Below are 25,900 nucleotides of genomic sequence, written 5' to 3' on the forward strand. Positions count from 1 at the left end.
GCTGCAATCGGTCGTTCGATCGCCGCTCTGCTCCGTCCCCGGCTCGACCCGTCCGTCTCATCGCCGCCCGGTTCTCACGAGAGAAGTCGCGGGGCGAATCAGTCGGCCGAGACGCCGGTGGTCTCCGCGACCGGGGCGATCGGGTCCGCCGCCGAGTCCTCGACGGTCAGCGTGACGCCGTTCTCCCCGAGTTCGATCGCCGCGTCGGTGGCGCCGCGGGTGTACTCGGCGGCGTGGTCCCCCTCGGGGTCGAAGCGGACGCCCTCTATCAGAAGCGGCGTCTCGCTCAGCCGCTCGACCTTCCGGTAGGCGGTCGAGAGCGCGATGTCGCACGCGTCGGCCAGCTCGCTCGTCGTCATCGGCGTGTCGGCGGCGCTGAGGATCGCTCGACAGTCGGGATCCGCGAGGACGTCGAAGGTCGCGTCGAGCGTCTCGTCCCCCTCGGTCGCCGTCGTCGGTCCGGTCGCGTACGAGGCCTGTCGCTTCATGGATGTAGGTAACGGCGCTGTTCACCCGAACACCGGCCCTGTATATGTGGGGTGTTTTATAAGCAATCGACGAAACCGGTTCCGTCCGTCCCGCGTACGGGCCCACCGCGGTCTCCGGTCGTCGCTCGTCGTCGCGCGTCGCGCTCGCTTGTACCCTCGCGGCGTCAACGTTTTCCCCGGGGGCGGATAGGGACGGATGCAGATGGGATCCGGCATCAGGGCGGAGGTATCGCTCCCGGCGGCAGCGTCGTCGCCGTTCGAGGGGGTCGTCGACGGGTCGACGCCGATCTACAGCGTCACGCGCAGCACGCCGAACGGGGAGGCGGGGTGCGCGGTCTTCGAGTTCATCGCCGACACCGACCTCGCGGTCCCCGACGAGGTCGACATCGTCTTCGATTACGGCCCCAAGACGGCGTACCGGTTCGAGGCGGTGCACGCGGAGGACTCGCCGTTCGCGGTGCTCGACCGCCACGGACTCCCGGCCACCGATCTGACGATCCGCGACGGGCGGCTCCTCGTGACGTTCCACGCGACCGACCTCCCGACGCTCCGGTCGGTGCTCGACGGGTTTCAGGAGTCGTCGCCGGACATGGAGGTGTTGCGGCTCCTGCAGTCGTCGTCGATACCCGATGAGTCGGATCTGGTCACCGTCGACCGGAGCGACCTCACGGAGCGTCAGCGGGAGGTGCTCACGGCCGCGTACGACGCGGGCTACTTCGACCACCCGAAAGGGGCCAACGCGGGCGAGGTCGCCGAGTCGCTCGGGATCGACCGGTCGACGTTCAGCGAGCACATCGCGGCCGCCCAGCGGAAGCTGCTCTCGTCGCTGCTGGACTGAGCGGGCGTGTGCGTCCGACTGCCGTCCTCGGCCGGATTCCGAAGCTTCAGGAATCCGAACCATCCTTCATGAGTGTCTGCGTCGTACTCGTATCCATGACGAGCCCAGGGACTCACACGTTCGTCTGCCCGGAGTGTCGTCGGTCGATCGAGGTGGACGACGCCATGCGGGCGACGCTGCTCGACGTGGGCTGTGTCGTCTGCGGGGAGCCCATCAGCGAGAGCGACATCGCGGACCCGCAGACCGCGTAGCGGCTCCCGTTCCTCCGCGCCGTCTCGCGGCTGTCCGCGCCGTCTCGCGGTCGTCCACAGCACATCAGTCTCCACGCAGGTCTCTCCGCCAACGCAGGTCTCTCACCGGTCGTTCGCCTCCCCGTCGCCTCCGCCCGCCTCCCCGTCGTCCCCGTCCACCTCCGAATCGCCTCCGCCGCCCGGTCTGTCTCGTGTCCTTTATCCGGGCGTACGCCAACTCGTTGCGTATGGCGACGAACAGCGAGGTCGAGATGACCGACGCGGAGATCGACGCGTTCCTCTCAGGGCACGAGACCGGCGTGCTCTCGCTCGCACGCGACGAGGAGCCGTACGCGATACCGATCTCCTACGGATTCGACGAGGAATCCCGCGACGCCTTCCTCCGACTGGTGTCGACCCCCGACAGCGAGAAGCGCGAGTTCCTCGCTTCGAAGCCGCGAGCGCGGGTCGTGGTGTACGAGGAGGACGGTGACACGTACGGCAGCGTCGTCGGCGTCGGAACGCTCCGCCGAGTCGACCTCGAGGAACTCACGCCCGAGACGATCGCGCAGTACGGGGAGACCCGCCGCCCCCTCTTCGAGGTCTGGGCGGACGGGAAGTCCGACCTCGACATCGACCTCTACCGGTTCGTTCCCGACCGACTCACCGGGCGGACGATCGTCGTCGACCGCGACGACGAGTAGTCGGTCGGCCGTCGGCCGACGCTTCGGCCTCGCAGCTACCCCGGCCGTCAGGGCCGAGTCTCACTCCGTCTCCTCCAGCGCCGCGACCAGTTCCGCGACGTCGGAGACCGCCGCTTCGACGAGCGCCTCGCCCTTTTCGGCGGTCGCCACCGTCGGGTCGCCGATGTTCCCGGCGTCGGTGATCTCTGCCATGTCGTCGGCGGTGAGCGCCCACCCGACTCGATTCTCGCCGAGCGCGTCGTAGTCGGTCAGGGGCAGCGACTCCGCGGGCGGGTCGACCGCCGTCGCGGCCGCCATGTCGACGAGCTCGGGGAACAGCGCCAGCATGATGCTCGTCTCGAACTCCGAGGCGTGAAACGAGACGGCTCCGGTCCGGATCTCCTCGGCCACGTCGGCGAAGAGGTCGACAAGGGGGACGTGGAACGCCTCGACGTCGCTCTCGGTGCGGAGCCGTCGGACGACGACCTCCAGTTCCGGGTCCTGTGCGAGGTAGTGGCCGTTCAACAGGAGGACGTTCTCGATCCCCCACTCGCTCGCGGAGTCGCAGACGTCGAAGACGTAGCGCTGGAACGTCTCCGTCGAGACCGTGAACGTCCCCGGCTTGAACGTGTGGTGCGGACTGACGCCGTACCAGACCGGCGGGGCGAGCAGCGCCGGCACGCGATCGGCGACGCGCTCGCCGATCGCCTCCGGCATGAGCGCGTCGACGCCGAGCGGGAGGTGGTGGCCGTGCTGTTCGGTGCTGCCGACCGGAACGAGGAGAGTTCGCGTCGCTTCGAGCGCCGACTCGACCTCGCGCCACGACAGTTCGGCGACGCGGTTCGTCTCGGGGGCAGCGGAATTCGCCATGCCGTGGGTTCCGCGCGGCCGGACAAGACGGACCCGGCCGCGCGGCGACGGTTCCCCCGACGCTATCCGTCGTCGGGATCGTTCGACCGATCGCTCTCGGCGGCGTCGGAAACGTCGTTCTCGGCGGCGTCGGAAACATCGTCCTCGGCGGCGTCGGAAAAGTCGTTCTCGGCGGCGTCGGTCGTACAGACCGGACAGCCCGTCTCGAGGATCGTCTCCCGCATCTCCTCGTTGACCTCGATGGTCTGCGCGCAGGCCGAACAGGTGAATTGTACCGTCGTCAACACTGGACTTCTCTCGTCTCTTCGAGACGGTACCGGGCGATATAAATGACCGGCTTCCGCGGTGCCGCCCTCGAACGACACCCTCTCGCCTCAGTCCGTCCGCGGAACCGCGTACGCGCCGGCCGCGAGGAACGCGGCGGCGAGGACCGAGAGGACGGCCAGGTCGCCGACCCAGGGGCCGGGGTCGTGGACGACCGCCCGCGTCCCCCGCGCGAAGTACGTCAGCGGCGACGCGGCGACGGCGGGGCGGAACCACGCCGGCAACAGGTCGGGCGACACGAACGTCTCCGAGAGGAACAGCAGGGGGAGCGCGACGGTGTTGCTCGCGGCGATCACGCCGTCCTGCGAGTCCGTGAGCGCGCCGAGCACCGCCCCGAGCCCGCAGAACAGCGCGACGCCGACGGCGACGAAGACGGGCAGGACGGCGAGCGCCGGCGAGACGACCGGCTCGGCGTCGGTCACCGCCAGCACGAGTCCGACGATCAGGAGGCTCGCCGCGCCGATGATCGCGACGTTGACCAGGGTGTGCGCGAGGAGCCACTCCGCCCGCGAGAGCGGCGTCGTCGCCAGCTTCTCGAACCGGCCGCCGTCGCGGTGCCGAGCGATCTCGGAGCCGACCCGCGAGAGGGGGGTGAAAAGGACGACCACCGCGAGGTAGCCGGGGATGTAGTACCCCGCCGGCTCCGCGAACAGGCCCCCACCGGTCGGCTGCGTGCGGACCAGGGCGCCGAAGATCATCACGAGGATCACGGGGAAGAAGAACGTGAAGAACACCGCCGTCCGACGGCGGAGGAACGACCGGGCGGCCGCGGTCGCTTCGGTGCGGATCCGGCCGACCCGGGTCATCGATCGCCCTCCTCCGGTGTCGATTCGTCGCCCTCCTCCGGTGTCGATTCGTCGCTCCCGTCCGCCGTCGATTCGTCGCCCTCCTCCGGTGTCGGTTCGTCGCCCCCGTCCGCCGCCGCGGATCCGCGCTCGCCTTCGGCGCCGCGCGCCGTCCGGGCCGCGCTCTCGCGCGGCGAGTACTCCTCCCCGGTGAGCCGCAGGTACACGTCCTCCAGCGACGGCTCGGTCCACGCGAGCGACTCGAAGGCGACCCCGGCCGCGTCGAGGGCGTCGACCGCGTCGCCGATCCCTTCGGGCCGAACGCCGCGGATCCGCAGCCCGTCGCGGGTCGACTCGACGTCGACACCGCTCGCGAGGCTCTTCGCGATCGCCTCGACAACGGCGTCGTCCGCGGGTCCGTCGAGGGTCACGTCCAGCCGGGGCGCGCCGCCGTGTTCGGCGATCAGCTCGCCGGGCGGGCCGACGGCGACGACGGAGCCGTCCCGGAGGAGCGCGACGCGGTCGGCGAGCCGCTCGACCTCGTCCATCGCGTGGCTCGTGAGGAAGACGGTCGTGCCGCCGTCGGCGAGCCGTTCGACCAGGCGGTGGATCGACCGCCGGCCGGCCGGGTCGATCCCCGTCGTCGGCTCGTCGAGGAAGAGGAGGTCGGGGTCGTTGACGATGGCGGTCGCGACGCAGGTCCGGCGCTTCTGGCCGCCCGAGAGCGTCTCGTACCACGCGTCCGCGTCGTCGGCCATCCCCACGTCGCGGAGGACCGACTCGACGTCGCGGGCCGCGTCGTAGAGGCCGCCGTAATACGCGACCAGCTCCCGCGCGGTGAGCCGCTCGGGCGGGTCGAACGACTGGGGGAGGAGGCCCACGCGCTGCGGGTCGACCTCGCGGGGCGGAACGCCGAACACGCGTAGGTCGCCCTCGGCGTCGGTCGTCCCCGTCAGCGCGCGGACGAGCGTGGTCTTCCCGGCACCGTTGGGGCCGATGAGCCCGAACACCTCGCCGGCCTCGACGCGGAGGTCGACCCCGTCGAGCGCGACGACGTCGCCGTACGACCGCCGGACCCCCTGGCCGACGAGCGCCGGGTCGCGGGCGGCGGCGTCGACCGCGGACGCCGACGCGGCCGCTGTCTCGTTCATGGGATCGTTCGGTCGGCCGCGCGCGTAAGGGTTGCTCTTCGCGGCGGCCGGGTCGAGGGGTCCTCGTGGCGCCCGGGTCGAGGGTTCCTCGTGGCGCCCGGGTCGCGATTCGTGAAGGGCCGACGGCCGGAGCCGAGCCGGTCCGTTACGCCTAAGCGACGCGACGCCAACCCAGGGGACATGGACTACCACGAGGCGGCGGCGTTCCTCTTCGACCTCCGCCGCTTCTCGGTCAAGCCGGGGACCGAACGTATCGCGGCGCTGCTCGACCGGCTCGGCAACCCGGAAGACGACGTTCCGTTCGTGCAGGTGACCGGTTCGAACGGGAAGGGGAGCACGGCGCGCATGACCGAGTCGATCCTGCGCGAGGCCGGGCTCTCGGTCGGGCTCTACACCTCGCCGCACCTCTCCGCGCTCGCCGAGCGGATCCGCGTCGACGGGCTCCCGATAACCGAGGACGCGGTCGCCGACTTCGTGGCCGAGGTGAAGCCGTGGCTCGTCGAGCGCGCGGCCGCCGGCGAGCCGCTCACGTTCTTCGAGGTCGTCACGGCGATGGCGATCCGCGACTTCGCGCGCCGCGACGTCGACGTCGCGGTGCTGGAGGTCGGGCTCGGCGGCGAGTACGACGCGACCAGCGCTGTCACTCCCATCGCGGCCGCGGTAACGAACGTCTCGCTCGAACACACCGCCGTCCTCGGCGACACGGTCGCGGAGATCGCCCGCACCAAGGCTCGGATCGCCGAGCCCGGCGCGCCTCTCGTGACGGCCTGCGAGGGCGAGGCGCTCGAGGTCGTCCGCGAGGTCGCCGCGGAGGCGGGCGCGCCGGTCGCGACCGTGGTCGGCGCGGACGCAGACGCGGACCGCGAGGGCGACACGGACCGCGGAGCCGACGCCGACCCAGACCCAGCCGTCTCGGTGACCTACGAGGGGCGCGTGAGCCCAACCGACGCCGAGGTGACGCTGGCCGGCGAGGTCGCGGGCACCTACCGGATCCCGCTCGTCGGCGACCACCAGGCGACGAACGCGGGGGTCGCCGTCGCGCTGGCCCGGCGAACGGCGGCCGTGGTTTCCGACCGGGACGGCGCCGGCGATGGCGATGGCGGCGAGAGCGAGGCCGACGAGGGCGGCACCGACGAGGCCGACGAGGGCGGCACCGACGGGGCCGACGCGGACACGGGCGAACCCCTCCCGGAGACCGCGGTCCGCGACGGGCTCGCGCGGGCGACGTGGCCCGGCCGGTTCGAGGTGGTGGACACGGCGCCGCTCACGGTGCTCGACGGCGCGCACAACCCGGCCGCCTGCCGGACCCTCGCGGGCACCCTCGCGGAGTACGAATACGACGATCTCCACCTCGTGTACGCGGCGATGCACGACAAGGACCACGCGGGCACCGCGAGCGCGCTCCCCGACGCCGCCTCGGCGGTCACCTGCCGCCCGGCGCTCGACCGCGCGGAGGACCCGGAGGTGCTCGCCGCCGCGCTCCGGACGGCCGGGGTCGAGGAGGTGACCGTCGGCGACGACGTGGCCGCCGCCCTCGACGACGCGGTCGCCCGCGCCGACCCGGGCGACTGCGTACTGCTCGTCGGGTCGCTGTTCGCGGTCGCCGAGGCGCGCGCGGCCCGGCTCCGGACCGTGACGCCGCGGTCGGTCGGCGGAACGGACGGACGCGCGGCCGACCGGGCTCGCCGCGCGCTCGACGCGTCCGGCGTCCCGCCAGACGCGGCGTCGGCCCGCGCTGACGGGATCGATCACCGCGTCCTCGCGCTCCGGCTGCGCGGAGACCGCGCCGAGCGCCTCGCGGCCGCGATCCGCGAGGTCGGCGGCGACGCCGCTATCGGCGGGCTCGGAGCGGGCGAGGGGCGCGTCCCCGGCGGCGAGCAGGTACCGGTCACGCTCGGCGGGACGATCGCGGAGTACCGCGGCCTCCTCGACCGCCTGCGCGCCCGGGAGGGCGAGGGGCTCGCGGGCGTCGCGGCCGACATCGCCGACCGGCTCGCGCTCGACGGAGACGAAGTGAAAACGGAGGGCGACGCTCCCGCCCCCGACTACCCCTGGACCGACGGCACCGCGGTGATGGGGGTGCTCAACGTCACGCCCGACTCCTTCCACGACGGCGGGCGTCACGAGGCGCTGGAAGACGCGGTCGCGGGCGTCGAACGCATGGTCAGGGCCGGGGTCGACGTCGTCGACGTCGGCGGGGAGTCCACCCGACCGGGCGCGGAGCCGGTCCCCGTCGCGGCGGAGATCGACCGGGTCGTCCCGACGATCGAGGCGGTCCAGTCCGTGCCGGCGGTCGCCGACGGCGACGTGCTGATCTCGGTCGACACCCGGAAGGCGGCGGTCGCGGAGGCGGCGCTTTCGGCGGGCGCGGACGTCATCAACGACGTGACCGGGCTGGAGGACCCGGCGATGCGCGAGGTCGTCGCCGACGCTGACTGCCCGGTGGTCGTGATGCACAGCCTCGACGCGCCGGTCGACCCCTCGAACGACCCCGAGTACGACGACGTGGTGAGCGACGTGGTCGCGTCGCTCCGCGAGCGGCTGGCGCTCGCCGACACGGCCGGGATCGACCGCGACAAGGTGATCGTCGACCCCGGGCTCGGCTTCGGGAAGTCGGCGGCCGAGGCGTTCGAACTGCTCGACCGGGCCGGGGAGTTCGCCGCGCTCGACTGCCCCGTGCTCATCGGTCACTCGCACAAGTCGATGTTCGAGGCGGTCGACCGCGGCCCGGACGACCGCGAGCACGCCACCGTCGCGGCCACCGCGCTCGCCGCCGACCGGGGGGCGGACATCGTGCGGGTCCACGACGTGGCGGAGAACCGGGCCGCGGTCGACGTCGCCGGCGCGGTGAACGGGGCGCTGCGGGAGCGCGGAGACGCCGAGGGGAAGGGCGCCGGGGAATGACGGCAGCGTTTTCCATGTACACCCCGTCGCGCCGGTATGGCCCGGCGTCTGCTGCTTGGCTGTAGCGCGGTCGGGAACACGCTCGTCGAGCGCACCCGCGAGGAGCACGGCGAACTCGTCGCGATCACCGACGACACGGGGTGGGCATCGACGCTCCGCGACCGCAACGTCGCCACCGTCGAGGCCGACCCGACGGACCCCTCGACGTACCCCGACCGCGTCGCGGTCGTGCTGGTCGCCAGCGACGACGCCGCCCGGAACGTCGCCGCCGCGGAGGCCGCCCGCGAGCGCTACCCGACCGCGATGATCGTCGCGCACGTCGGGACGGACCCGACCTCGTCACAGCAGTCGGCGCTGGAGGCGATCGCCGATCGCGTCGTCGACCCGGTGGAAGCGATGGTCTCGCGCGTCAGAGAGGCGACGGACGTCGACGGCGAGGAGCGGCCGGCCCGACTGCTGCGGACGCTCCGCGAACTCTCCGGTCCCCTGCTCGTCGTCGCCCACGACAACCCCGACCCGGACGCCATCGCGAGCGCGATCGGGCTGGCGCGGGTCGCGGACGTCGTCGGCGTGCCCGCCGACCCCTGTTACGGCGGCGAGATCGCCCACCAAGAGAACCGCGCGATGGTGAACTTACTCGACCTGTCGCTGTCGACGTTCGACGGGATCGACGTCGACGACTACGACGGGGTCGCACTCGTCGACCACTCGCGGGCGGGCATCAACGACAGCCTCCCGGAGGGGCACCCGGTCGACGTCGTGATCGATCACCACCCGCCCCGGGGGCCGGTCGCGGGCTCCTTCGTCGACATCAGACCCGAGGCCGGGGCGACGAGCACCCTGATCGAGGAGTACCTCTCGCGGCTCGGCGTCGAGCCCGACCGGCAGCTCGCCACCGCGCTGCTGTACGGGATCCGGATCGACACGAAGGACTTCACCCGGTCGACGTCGATTCCGGACTTCGAGGCGGCGGCGTCGCTGTCGCCGCTGGCCGACGAGTCGACGCTCCAGCGCGTCGAGAGCCCGAGCGTGAGTCAGGAGACCCTCCGGGTGCTCGCGAACGCCATCGAGGGGCGGGACGTGCGGGGCTCGACGGTCGCCTCCTGCGTCGGCGAGATCAGCGACCGCGACACCCTCGCGCAGGCGGCCGAGCGCCTCCTCGATATGGAGGGGGTCACGGTCACGTTCGTCTACGGGTACATGGACGGAGTGATCTACGCCTCCGCGCGCTCGCGCGGCGCTGACCTCGACGTCGGCGAACTGCTTCGGGAGGCGCTCGACCCGGTCGGCTCCGCCGGGGGCCACGCCACGATGGCCGGCGCACAGGTGCCGCTGGGCATCTTGGAGGAGGTCTCGGAGTCGGAGTCCCTCCCGGAGGTGGTCGAGACGTTCGTCTCCGGACGCTTCTTCGAGGCGCTCGACGACGCTCCGACCCAGCCGACCGGGGCGCTCCCGGAGTTTCCGACCGACTGAGGGCGCTCGACTCGCGACGGCATCCTCGCGGCTGGCCGACCGCCGCGCCCGATGGCGCAACCTACATATCTCGCGGTGGCAAAGAACGGCGCATGAGTGACAATACTGTCGGCCACCGCCGACTCATCATCGCCGGCACCGGAATCGCGGGGCTCTCAGCCGCGATCTACGCCGCGCGGTCGAACAACGATCCCTTGCTCATCGAGGGCGACGAGCCGGGCGGCCAGCTCACGCTCACCACCGACGTGGAGAACTACCCCGGCTTCCCCGAGGGCATCTCCGGGCCGGAACTCATCAACAACATGAAAGAGCAGGCGAAGAAGTTCGGCGCCGAGGCGCGCAACGGGATCATCGCGGACGTCTCGAAGGAGCCCGCGGGCCACTTCCGCGTCGAGCTCACGAACGGCGACGTCTACACCGCGGACGCCGTGATCGCCGCCTCCGGCGCGAGCGCCCGGACGCTCGGCGTCCCCGGCGAGGACGAGCTGATTGGGTACGGGCTCTCCACGTGTGCGACCTGCGACGGCGCGTTCTTCCGCGGCGAGGACATGCTCGTCGTCGGCGGCGGCGACGCGGCCATGGAGGAGGCGAACTTCCTGACGAAGTTCGCGGACACCGTCTACATCGCGCACCGGCGCGAGGAGTTCCGCGCGGAGGACGTCTGGATCGAACGCACGATGGAGAAGGTCGAGAAGGGCGAGATCGAGCTGCTGCTCAACACGGAGCTCACCGAGATCCACGGCACCCCCGAGGACGGCATCGACCGCGTGACGCTCGTCGAGCACCCGGACGGCCACCCCACGGAGAAGCTCGAGGACCCGGCGACCGCCGACGAGGTCGACGAGTACGACTTCGACGTGGGCGCGGTCTTCTTCGCGATCGGCCACACGCCGAACACCGACTTCCTGGAGGGGACCGGCGCCGAGTTCGACGACGAGGGGTACCTCCTCACGCAGGGCGGTCGCGGCGGAAACCAGACGGCGACCGACGTCGCGGGCCTCTTCGGCGCCGGCGACGTGGTCGACTTCCACTACCAGCAGGCGGCCACGGCCGGCGGGATGGGCGTAATGGCCGCGCTCGACGTCGACGAGTACCTCACCGAGCGCGAGCGCGCCGGCGAGCTGTACGAGGCCGAGGTCGACGCCGCCGCCGCGGACGACTAGGACTGCATCGTTTCGGTCGCGTTCGCTGGTTCGAATATTCCCGTAGGACGGTTCGGTTCACTCGTCGAGCGGTTATACATCGCTACTGTTGCGACATACACCTCCAAAGCCCCAGCCGCGAGGGCGGCGCACGCTCGCTGCGCGCTTCAGTCGCTCACTTCGCTCGCTCCTTGCAGTGCTTGCGTCGCCTGCGCCGCCCTCGCGGCTGCCCCTTTGAGTCCCGCCCGACCGCACCGCAACCGCCTCCTCACGCCTCCCCAGCCTCGTCAGTCGCCCTCCGCGTTGCTTCGGGCGACTGACTCCCTGGGGCTCCGCTCGCGGCCGCGGGCCGCTCGCGGGAGCGCGCCGTCGCACCGGCTAGTCGTTTATAAATAGTCGCCGCGGCCGCTCGCGCTACGACAGGATCTCGACCTCGTAGCCGTCGGCCTCGAGCGCGTCGACGATGTCGGCGGCGTGTTCGGCGTCGTCGGTCTCTAATTCGAGCTCGAGTTCGGCGGCGTTGACGGCGACATCCCGCGAGGTGCGGTCGTGGTGGACCGCGTACACGTTCGCGCCGGTGCGGGCGACGATGCTGGAGACGCGCTCCAGTTCGCCCGGCCGGTCCTTCAGGTCGACCGTGATCTTGAGGTACCGGCCCATCTGGACCAGTCCGCGCCGGATCACGGTGCCGAGCCGGTTGAGGTCGATGTTGCCGCCACAGAGCGCGGCGACGACCGTCTCGCCGTCGCCGTACTCGAACGCCTCCGAGAGGACGGCGGCGAGCGCGACCGCGCCGGCGCCCTCGACGAGCGTCTTCGAGCGTTCGAGCAGGAGCGTGAGCGCCAAGGCGATCTCCCGGTCGTCGACGGCGACGATCTCGTCGACGTACTCCGCCATGACCTCCAGGGTCCGCTCGCCGACCGCCCGCGTGGCGATCCCGTCGGCGATCGTGTCGACGCTGTCGATCTCGCGGACCTCGCCGGCCTCGAGCGACTTCGCGGCCGAGGCCGCGCCCTCCGCCTGCACGCCGACGACCCGCACGTCGGCGAGCTGCTCTTTGACCGCGACCGCGACCCCCGATATCAGCCCGCCGCCGCCGATCGGGACGACGACGGTGTCGAGCTCGGGGCAGTCGTCGACGATCTCCAGCCCGAGCGTGCCCTGACCGGCCATCACGACCGGGTCGTCGAACGCGTGGACGTAGGTCCGGCCTTCCTCGCGCTCCAGCTGGTGGGCGTACGCCTGCGCCTCGTCGTAGTCGACGCCCTCCAGCCGGACGCTGGCGCCGTATCCGCGGGTCGCCTTCACCTTCGAGACTGGCGCGAACTTCGGCATCACGACGGTGGCGTCGACGCCCGTCCGCTGGGCCGCGAGGGCCACTCCCTGCGCGTGGTTCCCCGCGCTCGCGGTGACGACGCCGGCCTCGCGCTCGGCCTCCGAGAGGGTCGCGAGCCGGTTCATCGCGCCCCGGATCTTGAACGCACCGGTCCGCTGGAGGTTCTCCAGTTTGAGCCGGACGTCCGCGCCGCTCATCTCGGAGAAGGTCCGCGACCGCTCTAGGGGCGTGTGACGGGCCACGCCCTCGACGCGCCCGCGCGCCGCCCGAACGTCGGAGAGGGATAGCATGGGTCCCCGTCGCCGCGCCGGCCGCTAATCGGTTCCGGTCCGGGCCGTCTCGCCTGCCGTCACGGCCGAGCGACGGGCCGCAGGCTCCGAGACGAGAGGGAGCTGACGGACGAGCGACACGCTCGCCGTCTGTGAAAGGGGGAATGCACGCGTGTGACGTGCAAGTGAGGATAAACGGGAGGAATACAAAAAGGTGGGGCTAGCGGAGCGAAAGTGAAACCGCATGACTGCACCGCCGTCATCCCTCCGTCAGACGGATTTTTCGGAGGTCAGTCGGACCCGCACGTCGGCCCGTTCGACGTACGCCGCGACCCGCGCCGCGAACCCGTCGGCGAGGTCCGAGGACCCGGCCGGCCGTCCCTCGTCCGCCACCGTCGCGTTCGACCGTCCCTCGTCCGCCACCGTCGTGTCCGATCCCGTCACGGCCGGCCACGTCGCATCCGCGTCGAGGCGGTCGGGGTCTCCCACGTAGAGGGCGGCACGGTCCGGGTGACCCGCCGGCGCGTCGAGGGGGACGCTCATCCGGTGGTACAGCCCGTCGTCGACGCCCTCGTACTCGTCGAGCGCGGCCGTCTCGTCCGTCCGGAGGAGCCGACCGGCCGTCTCCCCGCCCGGCGCGAGCGTCGGGAATCGACCCTCCACGGGACGCAGTCCCGTCAGCGTCGCCGGACCCACGAAGACGTACGAGTCGAGCACCGCGGCGACGCGCTCGGGCTCGGTCAACGTGCCGTACACGAAGACGTCCATACGTCGTGTGGGTCGTTGGCACGCTTGAAGCTTCGGACGCGGTCGACCGGGGCGGGTCGACGCGAGTCGCCCCGACCCGGCGGGCTCGACCGCCTCCGATACGTAAAAGCGGCGCACGTCCGTCTCGCGTGATACATGGACCTCCCGCGGCTGCGAGGCGTCTGGCGGCGCGTGTTCGCGCTCGCGTGGCCCGTCATGGCCGAGCAGACGTTCCGCACCGCGATGCGGACGACCGACGTGCTCGTCACCGCGCTGTTCTCGCCGGCCGCGGTCGTCGCCATCGGACTCGCCGACCTCTACGCTCGGTTCCCGCTCCGAATCGGCCTCGGACTCGGCGGCGGTGCGATCGCGCTCTCCTCGCAGGACACCGGGGCGGACGCGACGGCCAACCGCGACGAGGCGGTGACGCAGGCGATCCTCCTCGGCGCGCTCGCCGGGGTCCCGTTCGTGCTGTTCGGCGTGCTCTTCGGCGAGCTCGCGATCGGCGTGTTCGGCCGGTTTGTCGGCGAACGAACGTCGCCGGAGGTCGTCGCCCTCGGCGCGACGTACCTCGCGATCGTGTTCGCGACCGCCCCCGCGCGTCACGTGGCGCTCGTCGGCGCCCGCGCGCTTCAGGGGACGGGCGACACCCGGACGCCGATGTACGTCAACGTCGCCGCCAACACCCTCAACATCGCCGGCTCCGTCGTGCTCGGGCTGGGGCTGTTCGGCTTCCCGCGGCTCGAGGTCGTCGGCGTCGGGGTGGCGACCGCGAGCGCGAACGTGCTCACCGCCGGCCTCCTCTGTGTCGCGATCTGGGGGTCGTGGACCGAGGCGAACTTCGCGCGTCCCCGCGACCTCACGATCGCCAGCCAGCTCCTCCGCGTGAGCGCGCCGCGGGTGGCCGAGGGGTTCGGCTCGGAGCTCGCCGAGTTCCCGTTCAACGCCCTCCTCCTGGGCTTCGGCGAGGCGGTCAACGCCGGCTTCCAGATCGGGCGGCGGGTGTACCAGCAGGTGACCGGGCCGCTCTCGCGCGGGTACAACGTGGCGGCCTCGGTGCTCGTCGGCCAGGCGCTCGGCGCCGGCGACCCGGACGAGGCGCGGTTCAACGGGTGGGCGGTCGCCAGTCTCGGCGTGCTCACGGTCGGCGCGATCGGCGTCGGGCTCGTCGTCGTCGCGCCGCGGCTCGTCACCCTGTTCACGGACGACGCGCCGACGGTCCGCTACGCGGTCGACTTCGCCCGCGTCTACGGCGTCGCCGGCGCCGCGCTCGCCTGCTTCTCCGCGCTCTCGGGATCGCTGCAGGGCGCCAGCGAGACGCGGATACCACTGATCGCGCGGGTGTCGGGGATGTTCGGGCTGTTCCTCGGCGCCTCGTGGCTGCTCGGCCGGACGGCCGGGTTCGGGCCGACCGGCGCGTACGTCGGCGTCTCGCTCGCGTACGTCTGGATGGCGCTCGTGGTCGCGGCCGGGTTCCGGTACTCCGGCTGGGCGGGGCGAGCCGCGGAACTGATGGCCGAGCGCGGCAGCGGGGTCGGCGATCCGAACGTCGACGAGCCCGAGGAGCCGGCGACGGACTGACCCGCGACACGCGCACTCATTAAGTGTCGGACGACCGAACCGCTCCCCATGGATCTGTCATCCGCCGTCTCCGCCACGGTTACCACCCTCCGGCGGCGCCCCGCCGACCTGATCCCGTTCTACCTCCTCGGAACCGCGGTCCCCGTCATCGCCCGGGTCGGGATGTTCACCGCGCTCGCCGGCGTGTACCTCCACTTCGAGCTCACCGGTCGGCTCGCGGTCGCCCGCGAGGCGCTCGCGGAGCTGGACCTGACGCCGCCCGACACCCAGGACCCGGAGGCGGTGCAGGCGTGGGGCGAGACGCTCGCCCCGGCGCTCGACCCGCTCGCGTCGCCGACCGCGATCGCCCTCCTCCTGGCGGGGACGCTCTCGACGGCAGCGATCGCGGTCCTGACATACGCGGCGGTCTCGGCCGGTCAGATGTCCGCCGTCGTCGCCCGCCTCCGGAGCGATCGCGGGCTCACCGCGGGCGTCGCCGGCGTGCGGAACCGCTGGCTCACCTTCCTCGGGATCTACGTCGCCGAGCTCCTGTGCTGGCTCGGCGTCCTCCTGCTCGGGGGACTCGCGATCGGCACCGCGTTCGTCGTCAACCCGTTCCTCGGGGCCGCGGTCGCGCTGGTCGTCCTGCTCGTCGGGGTCGTCGCGCTCCTGCTCGTTCGGATCGTCTTCGCGTTCGCGCCGGCCGCCGTCGTCGTCGACGACACGGGCGTACTCGGCGCCGTGGAAGACGCCGGCGGGTTCGTCCGCTCGAATCCGGCGGACGCCGCCGCGTACCTCGTCGTCGCCGTCGGCGTCCTCGTCGGGATCGCGTCGGCCGCCTCGGCGCTGGCGTTCCTGGGCGGGGGCGCCGTCGTCGCGCTCGTCAGCGCGGTCGTCGCCGCGCCCGCGCTCGACCTCCTCAAGACCGTCCTCTACGGCGACTACCGGGGGACCGTCGACCCGCTCGATCCGCCCGCGGCGGGGATCAGATCGCAGCTCTCCGGCGGCGTCCGTCGCGGCTGGCGCGAGATGGTCGCGTTCGTGCGCCGGACGCCGGGACTGCACGCGCTCGCCGTCGTCGTCGGGGTCGGGTTCGGCGCGCTCGGCTGGCTCGCCGTCGACCCGTTCGTCGGCGCCGTCACGACGTCGATCGAGTCGCGGCTCGTCGGGCACGTCCCGCCCGTGGCGGCCCTCAACTTCTTCGGGAACAACTGGTCGGTCGCGATCGCGACGTCGCTCGCGGGCGTCGCCCTCGTGGTCCCGGCGCTCTCGTCTATCGCGTTCAACGGGTTCGCGCTCGGCGCCACGGCCGCGTTGGAGGAGAACCTCGTCGCGCTCGCGGCGTTCGTCGTTCCCCACGGACTCCTCGAGATCCCGGCGCTGTTCGTCTCCGGCGCGCTCGGTGTCCACCTCGGGATCGTCTCGTGGCGGGCGCTCCGCGGGCGGCGCTCGCGCGCCGAGTTCGCGGACGCACTCGAGGGCGCGTTCTGGGTGCTGATCGGCGTCGGAGTGTTGATCGCGGTCGCGGCGCTCATCGAGGGGTTCGTGAGCCCGTACTACTGGCGACCGTTCCTCTAGTTTCCGTCGCTGGACGCCCGAGAATCCCTCCCGCCCGTACGTTCAAGTCCCTCCGTCACGAATCCTGTCCCGTATGACGCGACGAGATCCGTTCAACGAAATCGAGGAACTGCTCGAACGAATGGGCAGAGAGTTCGAGGAGCTGGGCGGGACGCTGGGCGCGCCGAATGCCCCTCAGCTGCCCGGCGCCCGCGACATCGCCGTCGACATCGTCGAGGACGACGAGTCGATCACGGTCCTCGCCGACCTCCCCGGCTTCGAGGACGACGACATCGACGTCGAGCTCCGCGAGGAGTCGCTCTCGATCACGGCGACCCGCGAGGAGGAGCACGACGTCGAACTGGGGGACGACGACGAAGACGACGCGGGCGAGACAGACGTCCGATATCACCGCCGGGAGCGCCGGTCCCGGTCCGTCTCGCGGCGGATTCCGCTCGCCGAGCCCGTCGAGTCCGACGGCGCGACCGCCTCGTACGAGAACGGCGTGCTCACCGTCACGCTGCCGAAGCGCTCCGAGACGGATAACGGTCACAGCATCGACGTGAGTTAAGCGGGACGCGTCCGCGTCCGTCGCCTGATTCCCGTCCGAGCGTGTCTCGAGGTAGCCATCGTCTCTCCGTGTTTAAGTCCTCAGAGCGCCTCTCTCTAGGTGAGTATCATGAACAGACACACTCCCTTCGACGACATCGAGCAGTTCTTCAGCCGCGGCCCGTTCGGTGGCGACCGAGCGTGGGGAGCCGACCGACGTGTGGCCGACGTCGACATCGCTGAGTACGACGACGAATTCGTCGTCGTCGCTGACCTGCCCGGATACGACCGCGAGGACATCGACATCCGCGCCGCGGACGGCCAGCTGACGATCACCGCGGAGCGCGACCAGACGATGCGCGACGACGGGGAAGCCGAGGAGAGCGACGCCGGCCGGTACCTGCGACGCGAACGCCGCCACGAGTCGGTTACCCGTACGATCGACCTCCCGTCCTCGGTCGTCGAGACGGAGGCGAGCGCGACCTACCAGAACGGCGTCCTGACGGTGACGCTCCCGAAAGTCACCGACGACGAGGACGAGGGGCACCGGATCGACGTGAACTGACGAACCGGTAAGCCCGACCGACCCTCGAGATCCCCGCCGCAGTCGGCGGCGGGTCCCCCACCGTCTTTTCCATACTGACCCCCGATTTCGACTCCTACCGCGGCGCCGATACTTTCTCTACGTGTCCCGTGCTATACCACCGCATGATCAACGCAGACGGACCGGGCGCCGGAGACGGTTCGAGTCGTGAGACAGACGACGGCTTCGCGGCCGCCCGCCGACGGCTCGTCGACACGCTCCGGGAGCGACTCGACGTGAGCGAACGAACGCTATCGGCGATCGAGGCCGTACCGCGGCACGAGTTCATCCCCGAAAGCCACCGTGACCGCGCCTACGCCGACCGACCGCTTCCGATCGGTCACGACCAGACGATCAGCGCGCCTCACATGGTCGCGGTGATGACGGACCTCCTCGACGTCGAACGCGGCGACCGGGTCCTCGAAGTCGGCACGGGCTGTGGGTATCACGCCGCCGTCGTCGCGGAACTCGTCGGGTCGGGGAACGTCTACAGCGCCGAGTACGTTTCCGAACTCGCCGCGGACGCCCGCGAGCGGCTCGATCGACTCGGCTACGACGTGACCGTTCGAGCGGGCGACGGCCGTGAGACGTTCCGCGACGAGGCGCCGTTCGACGCGGCCTACCTGACGTGCGCGCCGACCGAGGTTCCCGAGGCGATCGTCGAGCAGGTCCGGGTCGGCGGGCGGATCGTCGCGCCGGTCGGCGACGGGGGACTCCTCGGTCGCGGGGGGCAGCGGCTCGTGCGCCTGACCGTCCGCGAGGACGGCGTCGACCGCGAGGACCACGGAGGAGTCCGGTTCGTGCCGATGCGCTGACGGCTTCCGGTGCCGCGACGAACGAGCGCTTTTAGGCGACCGAGCACCGAGTCCGGCCATGGACGAGGCGTCGCTCCGGGCCGACATGATCGAGGGGCTCGAACACGAACTGGGCGAGCCGCTCGGCGCCGGCGTGCTGACGGCCCTTCAGCGGATCCCGCGTGAGACGTTCGTAGACGACTCACCGTACGCGAACGCCGCGAGCGACGAGGCCGGCACGCGCGTCCTCGCGCCGGCGACGGCGGTTCGACTGATCACCGCGCTGGACGCCGCCGAGGGCGACGACGTCCTCGTGGTCGGCGCCGGCGTCGGCTACTCCGTGGCGATGCTGGCCGAGATCGCGGGCGCGAGACACGTCCACGCGATCGACATCGATCGCAAGGCGGTCGCGCTGGCCCGATCGAACCTCTCCGCGGCCGGCTACGACGCCGTCCTCGTCGATCGACGCGACGGCGCCAACGGCCTCCCGGAGTACGCCCCCTACGACCGAATCCTCCTGGAGGCGGCGGTCCTCGAACCCCCGCGCGCGCTCAGGGAGCAGCTCGCCGACGGCGGGCGGATCGTCTACCCGCGCGGGAACGCGGTCCAGACCGTCGCAGCGATCGAGCCCGCGTCCGGCGGGACTGCGGAACCGAACGACGACGCGCCGACGGGCTTTCGCACCGTCGAGACCGCCGGGCCGACTCGGCTTCGACCGATGCTGGTCGACGGCGAACAGCGCGGCGTGGAGCGGAACCGCACGCGCCGCGAGGACGCCGAGCGAGCCGAACAGGCCCGGTTCGCGCGACACGGCTGGGAGCAGGAGTGGATCGACTGGGACGACCGACTCTGAACGAGCGGACGCGCAAAGAGGAACCTCCGTGTCACTCCTCGACGACGAGCACCGCCGTGTTCTCTCGCTCGTCGACGTAATCGCCCTCAGCCGGCGGCTTGACCTCCACGGTGAGCGTTCCGTCCGGCTGGTTCGGTCCCAGTTCGGGCGCGACGTCGACCGTCGCGACCCCCTCGTCGTTCGTCGTCGCCGTCGCGACCCCGTCGATCTGCGCCGATCCGCTACGGACGATCACCGTGGCGTCGGCGACCCGCGACCCGTCCGGGTCGAGAACGGCGACGTCGATCGACTGCTCGCCCGGCGTCGTCACCTCCGGCTGCGGTCGCGCGTCGACCTCCGTCGCGGCGAGCCCCTCGATGTCTCCGATCATTCCCATCATCACGCTGAGGCTGGCGACGCCGACGACGAGAGCGATCACTAACCTGACCGGCAGTCCTTCGATCGCGCGCCTGTCAGTGCGGAACGATCGGCGATTCGCGGTGCGGCCGTCGCGTTTCGAATCGGACATACCGCCGGTGGCCGCGGCATCCCTCATAAACGGTCGGACGGCCGTCCGGCCATCGCGCGGGTTCCGCCGCCTCAGTCCCCGACCCTTTTGCGTGATACCGAGGCCAGCGTCGCCCATGCACGTGCTCGGACGCGAGACGGAACGGGCCCGCGCCGACCCGCTTCCGACGGTCCACCTCGGCTCGTTCCTCGCTCGCGACGGCAGCGTCGGAGCCGCGATCGGCGTCGACGCGGACCGGCCCCACGCCGGCGTCGTCTTCGGGAAGCGCGGCACCGGGAAGTCGTACACGCTCGGCGTTCTCGCCGAGGGGCTCGCGGACGCAGCGGGCGTCTCGCCGGTCGTCGTCGACCCGCTGGGCGTCTTCGGTGGACTCCGAGCAGCGGGGGGTCGCGTGGCCGAACCGGCGATCCGTCCGACGTCGATCCCGGCGGCGGCGTGGCCGGACCTCCTCGGACTCGACCCGACGAGCGGGCCGGGCGGAGTGGTGTGGCGGGCCGTCGCCGACGCGACGGAAGGCGCGGAGGCGGTCTCTGTCGGCGACCTCCGCGAACGCGCCGGCGAGGCCGACGCGCCGGCGGACGCGCGTCGCGCCGCGGAGAACCACCTGCGGCTCGCGGCGTCGTGGGGAGTGTTCGACGCCGACGCGTCCCCGGTCGCGTCGCTCGCGGACGACGGCTCGCCGACGGTGCTCGACCTCGCCGGCGTCCCGGAGGCCGCCGCGGCAGCCGTCGTCAGGGCGGTCGCCCGCGGGCTCTACGACGCCCGGATAGACGGGGCCCTCGACCGGCTCCCCTGGCTGCTCGTCGACGAGGCGCACGCCTTCTTCGGCGGCGTCGCCGACCCCGCGCTCAGGACGCTCCTGACCCGCGGCCGCGCGCCGGGCGTCTCGCTCGTCTGCGCGACACAGCGCCCCGGCGCCCTGCCGGGCGTCGCCGTCTCCCAGGCGGACCTCCTCGTCTGTCACCGGCTCACCGCCGAACGCGACCTGGCCCGGCTCGCCGAGGCCGAGGCGACGTACCTCACCGGCGACCTCGCCTCGCGGCTCCCGACCGGGACCGGCGAGGCGCTCGTCGTCGACGACGCGACCGAGACGGCCCACACCGTCCGGGTCCGCGAGCGACGGACGCCGCATGGGGGCGAGAGCCCGCGAGCGAGCGACGTGGGGGCCGCCGCCAGCGACGCTACCCCGCGCGCCGACCGATCCGACAGTGGTCCCTCGGACGCGGCCGAGTCCGAAGGCCCAAGATGACTCCCGGCGACGCGTCCGCATGGAACGGACGCCGCTCGGCTTTCTGTTGGTCGCCGCCGGCGGGTTCCTCGGCGCCGTCGCCAGGTACGGCGTCGACGTCGCCGTCGGCGACTCGACCGGCGTCGGGACCCTCGTCGTCAACGCCGTCGGGTCGTTCGCGCTCGGCCTGTTGGTCTCCCGCGCGACGACGACCCGAACGCAGCTGTTCGTCGGCACCGGGGCGCTCTCGTCGTTCACCACCTACAGCACCTTCGTCGGCGACGCGGTCGCGCTCGGAGGGTTCTCCGGGACCGCGTACGTCGCCGCGAGCTACATGATCGGGTTCGCCGCCGCGATCGCGGGGATCCGGGTCGGAGGGCGGTCGTGACCGACCCGCTCCTCGCGGCCGCGCTCGTGGGCGTCGGCGGGGCCTTCGGTGCGATCGCCAGACACGCGGTCGGCCTCCGGATCGCCGGTCGTCACTCCGTCGTCGCCGTCAACGCGCTCGGCAGCCTCGCGCTCGGTGCCGCCCTCGCCGCGCCGATCGGTTCCGCGGCGACCCTGCTCGTCGCGGTGGGGTTCTGCGGCGCGTTCACGACGTTCTCGTCGTTCGCCGTCGAGACGGTGGCCACCGCGACGGGCGGAGAAGGGGATGTCGCGGTCGGGTTCGCCGCCGCGAACCTGGTGGCCGCGCTGGCCGCGTTCCTCGCCGGCTCTACGCTCGTCGGCGCGATCGTGTGACTCGGCGACCCCCGTGACGCGACGCCCGAGAGCGACAGGTACAGGCGCCTGCGGGACGTATCACCTCGCGTGACAGACGAGGCCGAGAGCCGGGTGGACGGAGGCGCCGACACCGAGCGCAGAGCCGGCGATCCGGAGCCCGCCGATCCCGACGCGGGCGCCGGGCGGCCGGACGCCGGCGACGGAGGGTTCGGCGACGACGCGCCGTCGTTCGGCGACCTCTCGCTCCCGCAACGGGTGTTCGTCGCCGCCGTGCAGAACCCGACTCGCGGCGTCGTGATCGTCGGGCTCCTCGCGTTCGGCTTCTCGTTTTACGTCGCCTTCTGGCTCGTCTTTCCCCGCATCGCGGCGTTCATGTCCGCGATCGGGGCGGTGCTGGTCGCGATCGTCGCCCTCGTCTACCTGATCTCGGACCGCCTCTCGGGGTGAGGTCGCGGACGGCGACGTCGCCCTCACCGACGGCCTCGAAGGGGGCTCACGGGTGCGGCTCGTAGAACTCGCGCAGCGTCGTCCCGAACGTCGGCGCCAGCGTCGCGACGGCGTCGCCGACCAGCACGTCGCGCTCGGCGAACGCCCGCTCCACCTGCGCCCCGAGCGCGACGTCGCCCGCGGCGTCGCTCCCGAGGTACGCCCGCACCGTCGTGAACTCCCGCTCCCGCTCGACGACGTACCGCTCTCCGTCGATGAACGGGCCGTACGTCTCCGGCTCGACGTCGTCGGCGTACGACTCGTAGAAGCTCGCGGCGTGTTTCCGCACCGCGACCGGCGGCCCCTCGTGGCGCTCGACCGCCGGCCGCTCCGCGACCTCCAGCTCGGCGTACAGCGCGGCCCGGACGGCCCCCGCCGACCCGGCGTCGTCACGGTCGTCGCCGACCATCGCCTGCGCGCGCAACACGTCGAACCCGTGCGCGTTCAGTCCGCGGACGATCCCGTCGAGCGAGCGTCGGAGCTGGGGCCACAGCTGGTCGTCGACGAGGTCGGGAGCGTCGAAGACGACGGCGACGGGAGTCGTTCCCCGCCGATCGAGGTGGTCGCGAACGTCCGCGATGTCGAGCGGCTCGGGGTCGTCCGGGTCGAACAGCGACTCGCGCGGCGCCGCGAGCAGCTCGCGGGCGTAGTGCTGGAAGCGCGCGGCGTTCGCGGCCGAGAGGACCGCCGCGACGTTCCGAGTCGGGTCCGTCGGGTCGACGACGACGAGCGGGTCGTCGAACGTCTCCGTGGCGTGGCCCTCCGGGTCGAACTCCACCGGCGGGTGCCAGCTCCGAGCGGACTCGACGAGCGGGACGAACCCGCCGAGCTCCAACACGAGCAACTCCGTCAGGTACCCCGAAAACCCCTCGGTTCGGAGGTCGCTGCCGTACGCGCCGATCCCCTTCAGGAACGCCTTCGCGAGCACGACGTCGGCGGCGAGGTCGTCGTCGAGTCGGGCGGAGAGGTACGCGTCGTGAAACGGCGTCCGGTCGACCGCGGAGACGAGCGCGTCCGCCGACTCCACGTCGTGGCAGGGGACGAGGTCGACGTCGAACCCATCGTAGGTCCCCTTCACGTAGGGGTGCTCGGCGTACTCCTCGTGGCCGTCGGGGAGGACGGCGTGGCCGACGGCGAGCCCGTACTCCTCCAGCTGCTCGCGCTCGAGGTCGGCGGCGAACCGGACGAACAGGTCGATGTCGCGGTCGCCGGAAACCCACGTTCCGCGGGCCGTCGACCCCACCTGCACCACGTCGGCGTCCACGGGGAGGTCGGCGATCGCGTCGCGGGCGCGCTCGACGAGCTCGTCGGCGACCGCCCGGAGGCGGTCGCGCTCCGCGGGTTCCGGGATAGCCCGGTCGCGGACGCGATCGAGCACCGCCTCGAGTTCGTCGGACGCGGGACCGTCCGACTCGAGATCGTCCATACCCGGATCTCTCGCGGTCCGGCCGAAAACGTGTCGGTCGCCGGGGAAGCGGGTCGGTCCGCGACGTGATCGGACGATTGCGGCCGAAAGCTACTGCGGCACGCCAACCGATCGCATCCGAGTCGGGCGGAAACGAAAGCCCTATCAAAACCAGTCGAGTATGCCGAGTTGAGCCGAAGTAGCTCAGTTGGTAGAGCGCCTCGCTGTTAACGAGGCGGTCCCAGGTTCGAGTCCTGGCTTCGGCGTCCCTCGATTTTCTGAATACACTTCCACTCGACGGGTGAAATATTTTCTACTGTACCGACCAATCTATCAGCTATGTCGGAGCGGAGCGGGCGATTTGCTTCACTCGAAGAGCCACAGAAGCGCGGCCAAGCGGCAGAAGCGATCGTGAAATCGGAGTTTGTGAGTTGCGGAATACCCGTCTTGGTCCCCGCCTACGATAACGAACCGTATGATATCGTAGCTGACATCGACGATGATTTTTATCGGATCCAAATAAAAACGGCATTTGAGGCGACGACCAACGGAGCGGTACGGTTCCGGACGCGCAGCACCCGGACGAAAAGTTCGAGATACGAGCGAGAAGGATACGAAGGATCTGTCGATCTTTTTGCGGTTTATGCTCCAGTGTGTGACGAGACCTATCTGGTACCCATCGAAGACGCTGGCAAAACGCAGATGACGATTCGATACGAACGGTCGAAGAACAACAATGTCAAGGATATTAATTGGCACGAAGAGTATCTTTTCGATGAGGTACTGGCCTCGCTCGGCTCTAACCCGACAACATAAAGAGGAATCGAGAGAGAAGACAGCGTGTAAGCGGGCCTTTAGCTTAGTCCGGTTAAAGCGACTCGCTCATAACGAGTTGATCGCCGGTTCGAATCCGGCAAGGCCCATTCTTCCGCGGTGAGCGATCCATCGAGCCGCCGGTGCAGGCCGGTTCGCCGCCTACTCCAACAGCCCGACCAGCTCGTTCACGTCGTCGACGACCGCGTCGGCCCCGTTCTCGGCGTACTTCCGACGCCCCGCCTCGCCGGTCAGACCGCCCGTCAGCACGCCGATCCCGTAGTAGACGCGGCTCGGGTCCGCGTCGTCGGCGTTGCGCGCGGTCCGGACGTCGTCGAGGGTGTCGCCGGCGAAGGCGACGCGCTCGGCGTCGAACCGCTCCGCGAGCGCGACGAGCGCGCGCGGGTGCGGCTTCCCCTCCTCCCAGTCGTCCATCGTGAACCGGTGGTCCTCGGGCACGTCGAGGCCGACGCGCTCCAAGGCGATCTCCGCCTCGGCCGCGGGCCGCCCCGTCAACACGCCCACGTCGAACCGCTCGGTCAGGTCGGCGATCGTTTCGGGGTCGACGAGCGTCGGCTCGTCGTGGATGTACCCCGGCGCCGACAGCGGCGGCGCTCCCCCCTCGAGCTCGCGGTACAGCTCCTCGCCGAGGTACAGCGCCTGGAACGTCTCGCGGAGGCGCTCGGTGTCCCACTGGTCGCGGACCCGCGCCTGCGCCACCCGCGGGAGGTCGCCGACGACCGCCTTCGCCGCCGCGAGCCCGCCGCCGGCCTCGGCGACCCTGTCGGTGAACGTCTCGACGTCCATGCCGAGTCCCTCGCGGCGGGCCAGCACGTACAGCGCGGCCGCGTCCGTCAGCTCCCAGTCGTTGTTGAACCCCCCGGCGTCTTTGAACAGCTGGACCGCGTCGCGGTCGATCGTCTTGTCGCACACCCTGTCGACGGACTCGATGATCGCCCGCCGGTAGGAGTCGCCCACGTCGACCAGGACGCCGTCGATGTCGAGAACGACTGCGTCTATCTGCATACCCGTACGCCGGCAGGTGAGGGAAAGAACGTTCGGGTTCGCGGCCGATTCGGCCGGAACAGCGTCAGCGTCTGCGGTCGGGGCCCGAGGCGTCGCCTCCGGGCGGATCGCCCCGGGCGACGTACACGGTCGTCTCCGGCAGCGATCGGCGACGGACCGGGATCGTCGGCTCCTCGAAGCCGAGCGTCGTGAACAGGCAGGCGGCCTCGAGCCGGTCGGCGAGCGCGACCGTCGGCCGCTGGAGCTCCGCCGGGAGGTTACAGGCGTACACCGCGTCGAACTCGCCCGTCGCTCCGGCAGGTCCGGACTCGACCGCCGCTTCCGCCGGCTCCGCCAGATCCAGCACGTCGCCCTCGATGACGCGCAGCGAGCCGGCGACCGTCGCCCCGTCGGTCTCCCTGACGGCCGCGCGGGTGCGCTCGCCGACGGCGACGTCGACCGCGACGACGTCGCGGCCGCGTTCGGCGAGCGATCGCGCGACTTCGGGCCGATCCCCGACGCCGACCTCGAGCAGTCGGTCGTGGCGGGCGAGCGCGTCAACGAGCGCCTGACGGGAGCGTGAAACCACGGCGCGG

General features: G+C 71.5%; 27 protein-coding genes, 2 tRNA genes and 1 pseudogene. 19 read left to right on the forward strand and 11 right to left on the reverse strand.

Translation table 11 applies throughout. From position 1 onward, the window contains the following. Positions 1–98 precede the first annotated feature (98 nt). Positions 99–488: a helix-turn-helix domain-containing protein gene (locus R6U01_RS14740; RefSeq protein WP_410287202.1), complete on the reverse strand. Its 390-nt coding sequence runs from the start codon at positions 486–488 to the stop codon at positions 99–101. Positions 489–690: 202 nt separating this feature from the next. Here R6U01_RS14740 and R6U01_RS14745 point away from each other — a divergent pair, with 202 nt between their 5' ends. The 3 genes from R6U01_RS14745 (at position 691) to R6U01_RS14755 (ending at position 2,260) form a co-directional block, all read left to right on the forward strand. After that, positions 691–1,326 carry a helix-turn-helix domain-containing protein gene (locus R6U01_RS14745; protein ID WP_410287203.1) on the forward strand — a complete coding sequence of 212 codons (636 nt, stop codon included), beginning with the start codon at positions 691–693 and terminating at the stop codon, positions 1,324–1,326. A 95-nt stretch (positions 1,327–1,421) separates the two neighbouring features. After that, a complete protein-coding gene (locus tag R6U01_RS14750; protein ID WP_410287204.1) occupies positions 1,422–1,577 on the forward strand; it encodes a hypothetical protein in 156 nt (51 codons plus the stop codon). Between the two features lie 227 nt (positions 1,578–1,804). Next, on the forward strand, positions 1,805–2,260 hold the full coding sequence (locus R6U01_RS14755; RefSeq protein ID WP_410287205.1) for a pyridoxamine 5'-phosphate oxidase family protein: 456 nt from the start codon (positions 1,805–1,807) through the stop codon (positions 2,258–2,260). A 60-nt stretch (positions 2,261–2,320) separates the two neighbouring features. Here the strand turns inward: R6U01_RS14755 and R6U01_RS14760 are convergent, their stop codons facing one another. From R6U01_RS14760 to R6U01_RS14775, 4 genes and pseudogenes are all read right to left on the reverse strand, one after another. Further along, positions 2,321–3,109: a creatininase family protein gene (locus R6U01_RS14760; protein WP_410287206.1), complete on the reverse strand. Its 789-nt coding sequence runs from the start codon at positions 3,107–3,109 to the stop codon at positions 2,321–2,323. Positions 3,110–3,252: 143 nt separating this feature from the next. Beyond that, positions 3,253–3,393 (reverse strand): annotated as a pseudogene (locus tag R6U01_RS14765) (zinc ribbon domain-containing protein); the annotation flags it as partial. Positions 3,394–3,483: 90 nt separating this feature from the next. After that, positions 3,484–4,239 carry an ABC transporter permease gene (locus R6U01_RS14770; protein WP_410287207.1) on the reverse strand — a complete coding sequence of 252 codons (756 nt, stop codon included), beginning with the start codon at positions 4,237–4,239 and terminating at the stop codon, positions 3,484–3,486. Next, complete coding sequence (locus R6U01_RS14775) at positions 4,236–5,369, reverse strand: ATP-binding cassette domain-containing protein (RefSeq protein WP_410287208.1); 1,134 nt, start codon at positions 5,367–5,369, stop codon at positions 4,236–4,238. The genes R6U01_RS14770 and R6U01_RS14775 overlap by 4 nt, the downstream gene beginning before the upstream one ends. A 180-nt stretch (positions 5,370–5,549) precedes the next feature. On the opposite strand from R6U01_RS14775, the gene folP reads away from it, so the two are divergent. The 3 genes from folP to R6U01_RS14790 all read left to right on the forward strand — a co-directional run bounded on the left by folP (position 5,550) and on the right by R6U01_RS14790 (position 10,909). Further along, the gene (gene folP, locus R6U01_RS14780) at positions 5,550–8,273 is read left to right on the forward strand and encodes a dihydropteroate synthase (protein WP_410287209.1); all 2,724 of its coding nucleotides are present in this window, start codon (positions 5,550–5,552) and stop codon (positions 8,271–8,273) included. A 36-nt stretch (positions 8,274–8,309) separates the two neighbouring features. Beyond that, the gene (locus R6U01_RS14785; RefSeq protein ID WP_410287210.1) at positions 8,310–9,746 is read left to right on the forward strand and encodes a DHH family phosphoesterase; all 1,437 of its coding nucleotides are present in this window, start codon (positions 8,310–8,312) and stop codon (positions 9,744–9,746) included. Positions 9,747–9,838: 92 nt separating this feature from the next. Beyond that, positions 9,839–10,909 carry an NAD(P)/FAD-dependent oxidoreductase gene (locus tag R6U01_RS14790; RefSeq protein WP_410287211.1) on the forward strand — a complete coding sequence of 357 codons (1,071 nt, stop codon included), beginning with the start codon at positions 9,839–9,841 and terminating at the stop codon, positions 10,907–10,909. A 393-nt stretch (positions 10,910–11,302) separates the two neighbouring features. On the opposite strand, the gene ilvA is transcribed toward R6U01_RS14790, so the two are convergent. Continuing rightward, positions 11,303–12,514, reverse strand: coding sequence for a threonine ammonia-lyase (gene ilvA, locus R6U01_RS14795; RefSeq protein ID WP_410287212.1), 1,212 nt, complete (start codon positions 12,512–12,514; stop codon positions 11,303–11,305). A 249-nt stretch (positions 12,515–12,763) separates the two neighbouring features. Beyond that, entirely contained in the window at positions 12,764–13,261 is a 498-nt protein-coding gene (locus R6U01_RS14800) for a gamma-glutamylcyclotransferase (RefSeq protein ID WP_410287213.1), read from the reverse strand. Positions 13,262–13,396: 135 nt separating this feature from the next. On the opposite strand from R6U01_RS14800, the gene R6U01_RS14805 reads away from it, so the two are divergent. From R6U01_RS14805 to R6U01_RS14830, 6 genes are all read left to right on the forward strand, one after another. Beyond that, positions 13,397–14,821: an MATE family efflux transporter gene (locus R6U01_RS14805; protein ID WP_410287214.1), complete on the forward strand. Its 1,425-nt coding sequence runs from the start codon at positions 13,397–13,399 to the stop codon at positions 14,819–14,821. Positions 14,822–14,869: 48 nt separating this feature from the next. Then, positions 14,870–16,378: a stage II sporulation protein M gene (locus R6U01_RS14810; RefSeq protein ID WP_410287215.1), complete on the forward strand. Its 1,509-nt coding sequence runs from the start codon at positions 14,870–14,872 to the stop codon at positions 16,376–16,378. 73 nt (positions 16,379–16,451) lie between these two features. Then, positions 16,452–16,928: an Hsp20/alpha crystallin family protein gene (locus R6U01_RS14815; protein WP_410287216.1), complete on the forward strand. Its 477-nt coding sequence runs from the start codon at positions 16,452–16,454 to the stop codon at positions 16,926–16,928. A 108-nt stretch (positions 16,929–17,036) separates the two neighbouring features. Further along, positions 17,037–17,471 carry an Hsp20/alpha crystallin family protein gene (locus tag R6U01_RS14820; protein ID WP_410287217.1) on the forward strand — a complete coding sequence of 145 codons (435 nt, stop codon included), beginning with the start codon at positions 17,037–17,039 and terminating at the stop codon, positions 17,469–17,471. 143 nt (positions 17,472–17,614) lie between these two features. Further along, a complete protein-coding gene (locus R6U01_RS14825) occupies positions 17,615–18,304 on the forward strand; it encodes a protein-L-isoaspartate(D-aspartate) O-methyltransferase (RefSeq protein ID WP_410287218.1) in 690 nt (229 codons plus the stop codon). Positions 18,305–18,362: 58 nt separating this feature from the next. Then, on the forward strand, positions 18,363–19,136 hold the full coding sequence (locus tag R6U01_RS14830) for a protein-L-isoaspartate O-methyltransferase family protein (protein ID WP_410287219.1): 774 nt from the start codon (positions 18,363–18,365) through the stop codon (positions 19,134–19,136). 31 nt (positions 19,137–19,167) lie between these two features. Here R6U01_RS14830 and R6U01_RS14835 read toward each other — a convergent pair whose 3' ends face one another. Continuing rightward, on the reverse strand, positions 19,168–19,644 hold the full coding sequence (locus R6U01_RS14835; RefSeq protein WP_410287220.1) for a carboxypeptidase regulatory-like domain-containing protein: 477 nt from the start codon (positions 19,642–19,644) through the stop codon (positions 19,168–19,170). Between the two features lie 115 nt (positions 19,645–19,759). Here R6U01_RS14835 and R6U01_RS14840 point away from each other — a divergent pair, with 115 nt between their 5' ends. The 4 genes from R6U01_RS14840 (at position 19,760) to R6U01_RS14855 (ending at position 22,042) form a co-directional block, all read left to right on the forward strand. Then, positions 19,760–20,893 (forward strand): ATP-binding protein, encoded by a 1,134-nt coding sequence (locus tag R6U01_RS14840; RefSeq protein ID WP_410287221.1) that lies wholly within the window; start codon positions 19,760–19,762, stop codon positions 20,891–20,893. A 19-nt stretch (positions 20,894–20,912) separates the two neighbouring features. Then, positions 20,913–21,260: a fluoride efflux transporter FluC gene (locus R6U01_RS14845; protein WP_410287222.1), complete on the forward strand. Its 348-nt coding sequence runs from the start codon at positions 20,913–20,915 to the stop codon at positions 21,258–21,260. Next, the gene (locus tag R6U01_RS14850) at positions 21,257–21,613 is read left to right on the forward strand and encodes a fluoride efflux transporter FluC (RefSeq protein WP_410287223.1); all 357 of its coding nucleotides are present in this window, start codon (positions 21,257–21,259) and stop codon (positions 21,611–21,613) included. Before R6U01_RS14845 ends, R6U01_RS14850 begins: the two co-directional genes overlap by 4 nt. Before the next feature lie 69 nt (positions 21,614–21,682). Next, the gene (locus R6U01_RS14855) at positions 21,683–22,042 is read left to right on the forward strand and encodes a hypothetical protein (RefSeq protein WP_410287224.1); all 360 of its coding nucleotides are present in this window, start codon (positions 21,683–21,685) and stop codon (positions 22,040–22,042) included. 46 nt (positions 22,043–22,088) lie between these two features. On the opposite strand, the gene cca is transcribed toward R6U01_RS14855, so the two are convergent. Next, positions 22,089–23,507 carry a CCA tRNA nucleotidyltransferase gene (gene cca / locus R6U01_RS14860; protein ID WP_410287225.1) on the reverse strand — a complete coding sequence of 473 codons (1,419 nt, stop codon included), beginning with the start codon at positions 23,505–23,507 and terminating at the stop codon, positions 22,089–22,091. A 172-nt stretch (positions 23,508–23,679) separates the two neighbouring features. Here cca and R6U01_RS14865 point away from each other — a divergent pair. The 3 genes from R6U01_RS14865 (at position 23,680) to R6U01_RS14875 (ending at position 24,409) form a co-directional block, all read left to right on the forward strand. Further along, positions 23,680–23,752, forward strand: a tRNA-Asn gene (locus R6U01_RS14865). 73 nt (positions 23,753–23,825) lie between these two features. Next, positions 23,826–24,302 (forward strand): group I intron-associated PD-(D/E)XK endonuclease, encoded by a 477-nt coding sequence (locus R6U01_RS14870; RefSeq protein WP_410287226.1) that lies wholly within the window; start codon positions 23,826–23,828, stop codon positions 24,300–24,302. Positions 24,303–24,334: 32 nt separating this feature from the next. Continuing rightward, positions 24,335–24,409 (forward strand) — tRNA-Ile (locus tag R6U01_RS14875). A gap of 52 nt (positions 24,410–24,461) precedes the next feature. Here the strand turns inward: R6U01_RS14875 and R6U01_RS14880 are convergent. Beyond that, positions 24,462–25,325, reverse strand: coding sequence for a TIGR01548 family HAD-type hydrolase (locus R6U01_RS14880; protein ID WP_410287227.1), 864 nt, complete (start codon positions 25,323–25,325; stop codon positions 24,462–24,464). 64 nt (positions 25,326–25,389) lie between these two features. Next, positions 25,390–25,893, reverse strand: coding sequence for a UPF0146 family protein (locus R6U01_RS14885; protein WP_410287228.1), 504 nt, complete (start codon positions 25,891–25,893; stop codon positions 25,390–25,392). Positions 25,894–25,900 lie beyond the last annotated feature (7 nt).

The sequence above is a fragment of the Halorubrum sp. genome (assembly GCF_046498025.1).
Classification (GTDB): domain Archaea; phylum Halobacteriota; class Halobacteria; order Halobacteriales; family Haloferacaceae; genus Halorubrum.

What these genes read in the sequence shown, in the direction of transcription:
- R6U01_RS14740 (WP_410287202.1), bottom strand. Translation starts at nt 488, where the DNA reads ATGAAGCGACAGGCCTCGTACGCGACCGGACCGACGACGGCGACCGAG.
- R6U01_RS14745 (WP_410287203.1), top strand. Translation starts at nt 691, where the DNA reads ATGGGATCCGGCATCAGGGCGGAGGTATCGCTCCCGGCGGCAGCGTCG.
- R6U01_RS14750 (WP_410287204.1), top strand. Translation starts at nt 1,422, where the DNA reads ATGACGAGCCCAGGGACTCACACGTTCGTCTGCCCGGAGTGTCGTCGG.
- R6U01_RS14755 (WP_410287205.1), top strand. Translation starts at nt 1,805, where the DNA reads ATGGCGACGAACAGCGAGGTCGAGATGACCGACGCGGAGATCGACGCG.
- R6U01_RS14760 (WP_410287206.1), bottom strand. Translation starts at nt 3,109, where the DNA reads ATGGCGAATTCCGCTGCCCCCGAGACGAACCGCGTCGCCGAACTGTCG.
- R6U01_RS14770 (WP_410287207.1), bottom strand. Translation starts at nt 4,239, where the DNA reads ATGACCCGGGTCGGCCGGATCCGCACCGAAGCGACCGCGGCCGCCCGG.
- R6U01_RS14775 (WP_410287208.1), bottom strand. Translation starts at nt 5,369, where the DNA reads ATGAACGAGACAGCGGCCGCGTCGGCGTCCGCGGTCGACGCCGCCGCC.
- folP (WP_410287209.1), top strand. Translation starts at nt 5,550, where the DNA reads ATGGACTACCACGAGGCGGCGGCGTTCCTCTTCGACCTCCGCCGCTTC.
- R6U01_RS14785 (WP_410287210.1), top strand. Translation starts at nt 8,310, where the DNA reads ATGGCCCGGCGTCTGCTGCTTGGCTGTAGCGCGGTCGGGAACACGCTC.
- R6U01_RS14790 (WP_410287211.1), top strand. Translation starts at nt 9,839, where the DNA reads ATGAGTGACAATACTGTCGGCCACCGCCGACTCATCATCGCCGGCACC.
- ilvA (WP_410287212.1), bottom strand. Translation starts at nt 12,514, where the DNA reads ATGCTATCCCTCTCCGACGTTCGGGCGGCGCGCGGGCGCGTCGAGGGC.
- R6U01_RS14800 (WP_410287213.1), bottom strand. Translation starts at nt 13,261, where the DNA reads ATGGACGTCTTCGTGTACGGCACGTTGACCGAGCCCGAGCGCGTCGCC.
- R6U01_RS14805 (WP_410287214.1), top strand. Translation starts at nt 13,397, where the DNA reads ATGGACCTCCCGCGGCTGCGAGGCGTCTGGCGGCGCGTGTTCGCGCTC.
- R6U01_RS14810 (WP_410287215.1), top strand. Translation starts at nt 14,870, where the DNA reads ATGGATCTGTCATCCGCCGTCTCCGCCACGGTTACCACCCTCCGGCGG.
- R6U01_RS14815 (WP_410287216.1), top strand. Translation starts at nt 16,452, where the DNA reads ATGACGCGACGAGATCCGTTCAACGAAATCGAGGAACTGCTCGAACGA.
- R6U01_RS14820 (WP_410287217.1), top strand. Translation starts at nt 17,037, where the DNA reads ATGAACAGACACACTCCCTTCGACGACATCGAGCAGTTCTTCAGCCGC.
- R6U01_RS14825 (WP_410287218.1), top strand. Translation starts at nt 17,615, where the DNA reads ATGATCAACGCAGACGGACCGGGCGCCGGAGACGGTTCGAGTCGTGAG.
- R6U01_RS14830 (WP_410287219.1), top strand. Translation starts at nt 18,363, where the DNA reads ATGGACGAGGCGTCGCTCCGGGCCGACATGATCGAGGGGCTCGAACAC.
- R6U01_RS14835 (WP_410287220.1), bottom strand. Translation starts at nt 19,644, where the DNA reads ATGTCCGATTCGAAACGCGACGGCCGCACCGCGAATCGCCGATCGTTC.
- R6U01_RS14840 (WP_410287221.1), top strand. Translation starts at nt 19,760, where the DNA reads ATGCACGTGCTCGGACGCGAGACGGAACGGGCCCGCGCCGACCCGCTT.
- R6U01_RS14845 (WP_410287222.1), top strand. Translation starts at nt 20,913, where the DNA reads ATGGAACGGACGCCGCTCGGCTTTCTGTTGGTCGCCGCCGGCGGGTTC.
- cca (WP_410287225.1), bottom strand. Translation starts at nt 23,507, where the DNA reads ATGGACGATCTCGAGTCGGACGGTCCCGCGTCCGACGAACTCGAGGCG.
- R6U01_RS14870 (WP_410287226.1), top strand. Translation starts at nt 23,826, where the DNA reads ATGTCGGAGCGGAGCGGGCGATTTGCTTCACTCGAAGAGCCACAGAAG.
- R6U01_RS14880 (WP_410287227.1), bottom strand. Translation starts at nt 25,325, where the DNA reads ATGCAGATAGACGCAGTCGTTCTCGACATCGACGGCGTCCTGGTCGAC.